This is a genomic window from uncultured Microbacterium sp. (assembly GCF_963521695.1).
Lineage (GTDB): Bacteria > Actinomycetota > Actinomycetes > Actinomycetales > Microbacteriaceae > Microbacterium.
The window spans coordinates 1-2,950 of sequence record NZ_CAUQWC010000317.1; the positions used below are offsets into that span (position 1 = coordinate 1).

The window sequence follows — 2,950 nt, forward strand, 5'->3', positions numbered from 1 at the left end:
GTTCGCCACCTGCACGAGCGTCGGCCGGTCGCCGCGGCGGGCGAGGCGCCCGCGCCCGGCGATCATCGGCTCGGCGTACAGCTTCGGCAGCAGCGCACCCTCGGAGCGGTCGCCCGACATGATGAGGGTCGTGCCGCCGGTGTCGCGGATGCCCTGCAGCGCCAGATCGAACATCGCCCGCGACGCGCCGGCGACCGGGCGACTCACGACCACGTTCAGCCGCAGGTCGCGCGCCGACGCCAGGTAGGGCAGCAGGGGGCGCAACGGCTCCGTGCCGCCGGCGGCGAGGATGTCGAAGTCGTCGGCGACCACGAGGATGCGCGGGCCCGAGTCGCGGTCGCTCTGCCGCTTCTCGAGCTCGACGGCGATCGACTCCGCCAGCAGTCGAGCCTGCCGACCGGAGGTGGCGTGTCCGCCGAGGTAGGCGTCGGGGATCTCGGATGCCAGGTCACCGCGGGCGTCCATGAGGGCGACGACGAGTTCCTCCGGCGAGTGCCGGTCGACCGCGCCCTGCACGATGCCCCGGAGCGCCGTCGTCTTGCCGCACCGGCTGTCGCCGAGCACCAGCAGGTGCGGGTCGCGTGTGGCAATGTCGAGGGTGACGGGCTGCATCGTGTCCTGCCGGAGGCCGAGGGGGACGGCATCCGGTTCGTCGATCGCGTCGGGCAGATCGGCCGGATCCAGGACCTCGGGCAGCAGGCGGATCGGTGCCGCTCCCTGGCCGCCCCAGCGAGCCGCGCTCTCGCGGGCGAGCCGCTCGAGGGCTTCACCGGTGTCGCCGTCGTCGACCTCTTCGAGCAGGGGCAGGGCGACCTGGGCGAACAATTTCGCGTCGGTCAGCACGCGGCCCGGCTCGTCGGCACGGAGCGTCGTCGAGAGCTTCCGGGCGATCTGCGAGTCGGCCGGGTCGTTCAGTTTGAGTTCGAGACGCGTGCCGATGAGCCCCTGCAGATTCATGCGCAGTTCGTTCCAGCGCGAGAGGGCGACGACGACGTGGATGCCGAAGCTCCCGCCGCGTTCCAGCAGCTGGCCGAGCGGTGCCTCGAGGTCTTCGAAGTCCTGCCGCAGCGCGCCGAGGCCGTCGACGAGCAACACGACGTCGGCGCTCGGCAGATCGGGGAGGCGCCCGGCCGCATGCTGGCGGCGCATGTCGGCGAGCGAGTCCAGGCCGTGATCGCGGAACACGCGCTCGCGCACGGCGAGCATGCCCGTGAGCTCCTCGAGGAGGCGCGTGAGCCGCTCCCGGTTGCCGCGCGTGGCGACACCGCCCACGTGCGGGAAGGGCTCGATGCGTGCAAGCCCACCGCCGGTGAGGTCCATTCCGTAGATGCTCACCTGACGCGGCGAGTGCGTGAAGGCGAGCGAGGCGGCGAGGGTGCGCAGGAACATCGAGCGGCCCGACTGGGGTGCACCGGTGATCGAGACGTGTCCGCCCGAGCGCGTGAGGTCCAGCATCCACGGCCCCTGCGTCTGGGTCGACGGGTCGTCGAGCAAGCCCATCGGTGCGCGCAGCGTGCCCGCGCCGTCGGCCTGCGGCAGCACTCCGCCGAGGGTCAGCACGGGCGGCAGCGGCGGCAGCCACACCGGGCGGGTGCGGGCGATTCCCCGCGCGAGCTGCGAGGTCGCGGCCTGCACGAGCGTGCGACCGGTGGTCGGCGTCTCGGGCTCGGCGCTGTCGATCAGCTCGTCCTCGGACGCCTCCTCGGGCAGATCGTAGGCACCGAGCGGCAGCACGGGCGGGGCGTCGTCGTGGCGGGGTCCCGACTCGACGGGGTCGGGGACGGGGCCCGAGACGTATCCGGCGCGGAAGCGCGTGTAGACCGAGGTGTCCACCTTGAGGTAGCCGAAGCCGGGGATGGCGGGCAGGTGGAACGCGTCGGGGGTGTCGAGCACGACGGCCGATTCCGACTCCGAGAACGTGCGGAGTCCGATGCGGTACGACAGGTAGGTGTCGAGACCGCGCAGGCGCCCGGCCTCGATGCGCTGGCTCGACAGCAGCAGGTGCACGCCGATCGAGCGGCCGATGCGCCCGATGGTCAGCAGCAGTTCGACGAAGTCGGGCTCCGCGGTGAGCAGCTCGCCGAACTCGTCGATGACGAGGAACAGGTGCGGCAGGGCGGGGAGTTCCGGGCGGTCGCGGCGCAGCTGTCGGTAGTGACCGATGGATGCCGCGTTGCCGGCGTCTTTCAGCAGTCGCTGTCTGCGCACGACCTCGCCCTGGATGCTGGCGCGGGCGCGCTCGGTGAGCTGGGGGTCGTCGGCGAGATTGTCGATGATGCCGGCGACATGCGGGAGTCGCGCGAAGGGCGCGAACGCGGCGCCGCCCTTGTAGTCGACGAGGATCATGCTCAGATCGTCGGGCGCGTGTGTCAGCGCGAGACCCAGGATGAGCGTGCGCAGCAGTTCGCTCTTTCCGGAGCCGGTGGCGCCGATGCAGATGCCGTGCGGCCCCATACCGAGCTGTGCCGATTCCTTCAGGTCGAGCAGCACCGGTCCGCCGCGGTCGTCGACGCCGATCGGCACGCGGAGGAACTCCGCAGCGCTGCGGGTGCGCCAGGCGGCGGCGGTGTCGATGGCATCCACGTCGTCCACACCGATCAGCTGCGTCACGTCGGGGGCGAGGGTGGTGCCGGTTTCTTCGGCCGACGTGCGGCGAAGGCGCAGACCCGCGAGGGGACGCGCGACGATCTCGAGGGCGGCGGGGGTGAACGCATCGATCCGGATGCCGTCGACGGCGGCCTCTCCCGACCCCGGTGTCTCGATGGTGGCGACGCCACCGTCGACGGTGACGCGGACGGCGACCGTCGTCGGCTCCTTGAGCCGGTCGTCGACGAGGTGCACGACCGTGACGCCGAGCGCCGTGAGGTCGAGAGCGGCATCCAGACGGGGGACCGCGGATGCCGCGTGATCGGCTTCGTCGACGAAGACGACCAGTCGGCCGGGTTTGGTG

At 71.9% G+C, this 2,950-nt stretch carries 1 protein-coding gene; it reads right to left on the reverse strand.

Going from position 1 to position 2,950, the window contains the following annotated elements; genetic code table 11:
- On the reverse strand, nucleotides 1-2,950 hold a 2,950-nt coding region (gene eccCb, locus RWP81_RS15780), incomplete at both ends, for a type VII secretion protein EccCb (RefSeq protein WP_314457701.1).